The 6,694-nt window shown below is 70.9% G+C and carries 5 protein-coding genes; all 5 read left to right on the forward strand.

Features of this window, described 5'->3' with window-relative positions; translation table 11 throughout:
* Positions 1–406 precede the first annotated feature (406 nt).
* Positions 407–1,615, forward strand: a complete 1,209-nt coding sequence (locus ACFV61_RS19030) for an Ig-like domain-containing protein (protein ID WP_063347755.1) — start codon at positions 407–409, stop codon at positions 1,613–1,615.
* A gap of 295 nt (positions 1,616–1,910) precedes the next feature.
* Positions 1,911–3,143, forward strand: a complete 1,233-nt coding sequence (locus ACFV61_RS19035) for an Ig-like domain-containing protein (RefSeq protein ID WP_363371983.1) — start codon at positions 1,911–1,913, stop codon at positions 3,141–3,143.
* Positions 3,144–3,432: 289 nt separating this feature from the next.
* Complete coding sequence (locus tag ACFV61_RS19040; RefSeq protein ID WP_244293363.1) at positions 3,433–3,930, forward strand: ATP-binding protein; 498 nt, start codon at positions 3,433–3,435, stop codon at positions 3,928–3,930.
* A 582-nt stretch (positions 3,931–4,512) separates the two neighbouring features.
* On the forward strand, positions 4,513–5,466 hold the full coding sequence (locus ACFV61_RS19045; RefSeq protein WP_380484369.1) for a DMT family transporter: 954 nt from the start codon (positions 4,513–4,515) through the stop codon (positions 5,464–5,466).
* A gap of 227 nt (positions 5,467–5,693) precedes the next feature.
* On the forward strand, positions 5,694–6,467 hold the full coding sequence (locus tag ACFV61_RS19050; RefSeq protein WP_063347752.1) for a class I SAM-dependent methyltransferase: 774 nt from the start codon (positions 5,694–5,696) through the stop codon (positions 6,465–6,467).
* The last annotated feature ends 227 nt before the right edge of the window (positions 6,468–6,694 follow it).

The raw sequence follows: 6,694 nt of genomic DNA on the forward strand, positions 1-6,694 counted from the left end.
CCACCCGGGCGGGAGGGGGGGGGGGTCGGTGGGGGGGGCGGCCCGCCCCGGGGGGGGGGGGGGGGGGCGGGGGGCGGGGCGGGGGGGGGGGCCGGCGGGCGGCCCCACCGCTGGTCCCGCCGTCGGGCCCGCCGTCGGTCCCTCCTCAAGCCCCGTCGCGCAGTAGTCGATCTTCACCGCCGATTCACCCCCGATCCACCCACCTCCCCCCGGGAGCCGCTCGGACGGCCCGGCTATCCTGCTCCGGCGCGCCCTGGTCCGGCGCGAAAGATCGGCGCCCGGTGCAACTCATGGGGGCACTCAACGCGTCAAGAGAGTGGATACCGGGAGGGGAGAAACCGTGAAGACGGGGAAGACGGCCGACGCCGCGATACGTACCACCAGCCGTTACGGGCGAAGGGGTGCGATGGCGTTGGTCATGGGCGGGGTGCTGCTGCTCACCGCGGCCTGCGGCGACGACAAGGGCGGAACGGGCGGCGGGGGCGACAACGCGGCGCCCGCGGCGACGGCGGGTGCGGGCGGGACGGCGGCCCCGGCGGGCGCGTCGGCCGAGCCGAAGACCTCCGCCGCGGTGCTGGCCGTCGAGCCGAAGGACGGCGCCCAGGACGTCGCACCGAGCAACGCGTTGCAGGTGTCCGTCTCGAACGGCAAGCTCACCACGGTCGAGGTGACCGACAAGAACGGCAAGCCGGTCGACGGGGCGATCACCCCGGACGGCATCGGCTGGAAGCCCGCCGCCGCGCTCACCGTCGGCATGGCGTACAAGGTGAACGCGCAGGCCAAGGACGCCGACGGCCTGGTGGCCGCGTCCACCACGACGTTCACCACGCTGACGCCGGACAAGAAGGTCTCCACCAACGACAACATCAGCGACGGCGCCACCTACGGCGTCGGCATGATCGTCTCGGTGAACTTCAGCAAGACCGTCAAGAACAAGGACGCCGTCCTCAAGGGCATCACCTTCGAGACGAACAACGGCACCGAGGTGAAGGGCCACTGGTTCGGCGACAACCGGCTGGACTTCCGCCCGGCCGAGTACTGGAAGCCGGACACCAAGGTCACCATCAAGTACCGGCTGAAGAGCGTCGAGGTCGCCCCGGGCATCTACGGCGACGTGGACAAGGACGAGCCGTTCACCATCGGCCGCTCCCAGATCGCCACCGCCGACGCCAAGGCGCACCAGATGACGATCGAGCGGGGCGGCAAGAGCACCACCGTGCCGGTCACCATGGGCGCGGAGGCGACGCCGTCCTGGAGCGGGACCATGGTGATCATGTCCAAGGAGAAGGTCACCCGGATGAACTCGCAGACCGTCGGCCTCGGCGGCGAGTACGACATCCAGGACGTGCCGCACGCGATGCGGCTGACCACCTCCGGCACCTTCGTGCACGGCAACTACTGGTCCAACGCGACCAACCCGTTCGGCAGGACCAACGCCAGCCACGGCTGCGTCGCGATGATGGACGAGAAGGGCGGCAGCGACACCTCCGTCGCGGGCAAGTTCTTCAACGACACGATGGTCGGCGACGTGGTCAAGGTCGTGAACAGCAAGGAGAAGACCGTCGCGCCCTCCAACGGGCTGGGCGGCTGGAACGTCGCCTGGGCGAACTGGTAGATCCTGCCCGCTGATTGACCGGATAGTCCCGGTTCGTCGGCGCGGTGCAGAAGAGCGGCCCGATCCTCACCCGTTGGGGTCGGGCCGTTCGCGTTTTCGCAGCGCACCGGGCCCCGAATGGCGCAACCTTTCCGGGGGCCGGCGCGTGTAGTGGTCGGGTCCGTCGTGTGCGCGGGAGTTGCGCGGGGTTTCGGGTCGTGAGGTTTCGGCGCGCGGGCTTCGGGTTGCGGGTTGCGGGTTGCGGGTTGCGGTTCGTGGGGTTCGGTTCGTGGGGTTTCTGAGGGAGGGATCGACGTTGAGGTCGATACGCAGAGTGGTGGCCGTCGGTCTGGTGGGCGGCGCGATGGCGCTGACGGCCGCGTGCGGTGGCGGGAGCGGCGGTAGCGGGGGCGGGAGCGCGGCCAAGGCGGACCTGGGGGCCGGCGCGGCCGCCGGGACGGCTTCCCCGGGCGCCGCGGCGGCGAGCAGCGCGGCGCCGAAGGTGTCGCAGGCCGTGGTGAACATCGAGCCCAAGCCCGGCACGGTGGACGTCGCGCCCGACGCACTCAAGGTCGGCGCGACCGGCGGCAAGCTCACCACCGTCAAGGTCAGCGACAAGACGGGCGCGGAGGTGCCCGGCACCATCGCCGCCGACGGCTCCAGCTGGACCCCGTCGGCCGGCCTCGCCGTGGGCAGCGCCTACCAGGTCAGCGCGATGGCCGCGGACGCCAACGGCGTGGTCGCCAGCGCGGACAGCAACTTCACCACGCTGACGCCGACGGCCCTCGCCAAGGCCGCCGACAACGTGGACAACGACGCGACGTACGGCGTCGGCATGATCGTCTCGGTGAACTTCAGCAAGGACGTCAAGAACAAGGACGTCGTCGCGAAGGGCATCACCTTCGAGACCGACAACGGCACCGTGGTCAAGGGCCACTGGTTCGGCAACCGCCGACTGGACTTCCGCCCCGAGCAGTACTGGAAGTCCGGCACCAAGGTGACGGTGCACTACCGCCTCAAGAGCGTCGAGATCGCCCCTGGGGTGTACGGCACCGACCGGGACGAGCCCTTCACGATCGGGCGGTCTCAGATTTCGACGGTTGACGCCGCCGCGCACAGGATGACCGTCGAACTGGACGGCAAACCGTCGGACATCGACATCACCTCCGGCTCGCCCGAACACCCGACCTGGAACGGCACGATGGTCGTCATGTCCAAGGAGGGCGTGGTGCGGATGCAGTCCAGCACCCTCCCCGGCATGAGCGGCTCCCCGTACGACCTCCAGGTGCCGCACTCGATGCGGCTCACCGACAGCGGCACCTACCTGCACGGCAATTACTGGAGCAAGCTCATCGGCGAGGACAACGTCAGCCACGGCTGCGTCGCCCTCAAGGACGTCGAGGGCGGCGGCGAATCCACCTCGATGGGCAAGTTCTACGCCGGCTCGATCGTCGGCGACGTGGTGGTCGTGAAGAACTCCACCAAGAAGGAGACCCTCGACCCGGCGAACGGCCTGAGCGGCTGGAACGTGCCCTGGAGCGCCTGGTAGGCCGACCGGTAGCCGCCCTGGTCGGGGCGGTTCCACGGCAACCCGGGATTGACGCGGACGCGGCCCGGGTTGCCTGCTCCCCACCCTCTTCCGGCTCCTTCCGGGCCCCCTCCGGGCCCCCTCCAGGCCCCCGCCTGGCACTCTCCGCGGGGTCTCCTTGCACGCGGCATATGCCGACTCGGAGGAGATCGTTTGCTCATTGTCCGTACGCGGCCGCTTGCGTTCCGCAATGATGGACCGCATGGCGGGTTGGGGCGAAACAGATCAGTCATCAGTTCCCGGGGCCGGATTGGTCGCCGAGGCGTCGTGGATCGATGTCCAGGGCGCGCTGGCGGCGCTGGAGCGGCTCAGCTCGGAGGAACTGGAGGAGATGTATTGCGGCAGGCTGAGCGATCAGTCCGTGCCGAACGAGGTACGACTGCCGTCCCGGCCGGAGACCGGCCCGGTGGCCCGCCGACTGGTGCTGTCGGTCCTGGAGTCCTGGGACCTCCATCAGCACCTGGAGGCCGGTGAGTTACTCACCAGTGAACTGGTCTCCAACGCCGTCCGGCATGCCGCCGGACGCACTATCGGGCTCCAGGTGATCCGCAAGCCGGGCTGGCTCCGTGTCGAGGTCCGCGACTCCTCCCGGGCGCTGCCCTGCATGATCCTCGCGGAGCCGAAGCCGGTGACCGAGCGGGGGCGGGGTCTGCGGGTCATCGACGACCTGGCCGACCGCTGGGGCGCCGACCTGCTGCCGCGCGGCAAGGGCGTCTGGTTCGAACTGAAGGTCCGCGAGCGGCACTGACCCTTCCGGGTGTTCCCGGGAAAACGCGCAGGGCCCCCGAAGTCGCCGTGGTCCGGCGGATGGGGGCCCCTGCAAGTCATCGCGCCGGCCAAGGGGGTGCGTGCCGCGCGATGGGCGTCGGCCGTGCCAGGTCGGGCCAGCCGAAGTCTCCACGCCCAGGCCGGCGTGCTGTGCCGCCCGCCGTTGGGCTGCTTCGACTATCGCACGGATCTCAGCATGTGGGCAAACCAGGCGACTTGGATTGAAAGGTTTGTAACCTAGTTCACCTTTGGATTTTGCATAGGTTCACGCTGTCGCCTGTGAATATTCACCATCCTCGCCGTCGAGCCTCCGGTGCTTCGTCGCCCGGCCGCCAATTCCTCCGTGGACCCCACCTCGCCGGAACTGCCGGGTAGCATCAGGCCCGTGAACCTGTACTGGCACGTCGTGCTGCCACCGCTCTGCGCCTGATCGGGCACCCACGCCGGTGGCTTGACCCCCGTGCTCCCTGCTGCGGCCCTCTCCGGCCGCCAGGAGGCTGCCGTGTGTGCCCGTTGCGAAACCAGCTCCCCTGACGGTCTTCGACGACGGAAGTTCACGACTGTGCCGAACCGCACCTCCACGCCCGCGCCCACCCGGGCCACCACCACTCCCGCCGCCCGCCGCACCAGCCCGCTCGGCGGGCCGGTCCCGATCCTGGTCGCCGCACTGCTGTGGGGCACCACCGGGACAGCCAGCTCCCTCGCACCCGACGGCGCCCCTTCGGCGGGCATCGGCGCCGCCGCGCTGGTCCTCGGCGGCCTCCTCCTCTTCCTCTCCACCCGCAGCGCCCGCGCGCTGCCCCGGGCCTGCGGCCGCCGGGAGCGGTGGCAACTCGCCGTCGGCGCCGTCGCAGTGGTCGGCTACCCGGTCACCTTCTATCCGGCGGTGACCCGCGCCGGGGTGGCGGTGGCCACCGTGATCGCACTGGGCAGTGCCCCCGTCTTCGCCGGCCTGCTCGGCTGGCTCACCCGGCAGGGGCGGCCGAGCGGCCGGTGGGCCTGCGCCACGGTGACGGCGGTCGTCGGCTGTGCCGTCCTGGTGCTGGGCCCCGAACTCACCGGCGGCGGCGCGGCGGTGGACACCGTGGGGGTGGCGCTGGCCGCGCTCTCCGGCCTCTCGTACGCCGTGTACTCGCTCATCGGCGGGAAGCTCATCTCGCGCGGGCACCCGTCCGCCGGGGTGATGGGGGCGATGTTCGGCGCGGCCGCGCTGCTCGTCCTGCCGGTGCTGTTCCTCGGCGACCTGCGGTGGCTCGCCTCGCCGCGCGGTGCGGCGGTGGTGCTCCACCTCGCCGTGATCACCACCTTCCTCGCCTACCGCCTCTTCGGCCACGGCCTGCGCCGCACCTCCGCCCAGACCGCCACCACCCTCACCCTCGCCGAACCCGCCGTCGCCGCGCTCCTCGGCGTCGCCGTCCTCGGCGAACGCCTCCCCGCCGTCTCCTGGTGCGGCCTCGCCATCCTGGCCGCGGGCCTCGCCGTCCTCACCGTGCCCGTGGGCACCCGCCGTCGCTGACCTACGGGCGGCACCTGCGCAGGAAGTCGGACGGGCCGACTTCCTGTGCGGTGCCGCTGGTTGGCGGTGCCTCGTGACCGGCCGCCCGGCCCTCCGATGCCGCCCTCCGATCGCCGATGCCGCCCGGTGGTCGGCGGTCGGTGGACGGTGGACCAACGCGCCGTGCTTTCCCCGCTCTTGCGCCGAACCGCTTGCCGCCAGGCACCCCGCTTGGTGGGCTTGACCGCATGGAAGAGACCACTGACAGCCGACCGCAGGCGACGTACGACCGGATCGGGGTCGGCTACCGCGCCATCCGCCGGCCCGATCCCCGACTGCACGCCCTGATCGGTGCCGCCCTCCAGGGGGCCCGGTCGGTGGTGAACGTCGGTGCGGGCGCCGGATCCTACGAGCCCGAGGGCGCCGCCGTCACCGCCGTCGACCCCTCCCAGGTCATGCTCGACCAGCACCCGGGGAACCGGAAGGTCAAGGCCGGAGCCGAGCAACTGCCCTTCCCGGACGGCTCCTTCGATGCGGCGATGGCCGTCATGACCGTCCACCACTGGTCGGATCCCGAACGGGGCCTCGCGGAGCTGCGGCGGGTCGCCCGGCGGCAGGTCGTCTTCACCTGGGATCCGGCCCACCGTCCGCAACTGTGGCTGCTGGAGGAGTACTTGCCCGAGATCCGGGAGCTGGAGGAGAGCCGCTTCACGCCGCTGGCCCAGGTCGTCGATGCGCTGGACGCGCACACCGTGCTGCCCTTCCCCGTCCCGCACGATTTCACGGACGGTTACCAGATCGCCTACTGGCGGCGGCCCGAGTTCTACCTCGACCCGGTCGTCCGGCTGGCCAGCTCGACCTTCGCCCAGTTGCCGCCCGCGGTGGTGCAGCCGGCGATCGCCCGCTTGCGCGCCGATCTCGAATCCGGCGCCTGGCACCGCCGCCATGCCGAACTCCTCGACCAGGAGCAGATGGACTACGGGTACCGGCTGCTCGTCGCGGGGGAGCTCTCCGCGGAGTAGGAAGTCGGACGGGCCGACTTCCTGTGCGCGGGGCCGGGATCGAGTGTCCGAGGGGGCCCGGGGAAAATATATCGACTGGTCTACATAGGGCGCGTTCGTGGAGGGCTGGGGCGCATAGGAAGTCGGCGGGGCCGACTTCCTATGCAGGAGGTGGGTGGGGGAGCGCTGTAAAGGTAGACCCGTCTGCATATTACGGGCGGGGAAGGTATAACCGCGGTGTCATATAA

Source organism: Kitasatospora sp. NPDC059817, from assembly GCF_042731835.1.
GTDB lineage: Bacteria > Actinomycetota > Actinomycetes > Streptomycetales > Streptomycetaceae > Kitasatospora.

What these genes read in the sequence shown, in the direction of transcription:
- ACFV61_RS19050 (WP_063347752.1), top strand. Translation starts at nt 5,694, where the DNA reads ATGGAAGAGACCACTGACAGCCGACCGCAGGCGACGTACGACCGGATC.
- ACFV61_RS19030 (WP_063347755.1), top strand. Translation starts at nt 407, where the DNA reads ATGGCGTTGGTCATGGGCGGGGTGCTGCTGCTCACCGCGGCCTGCGGC.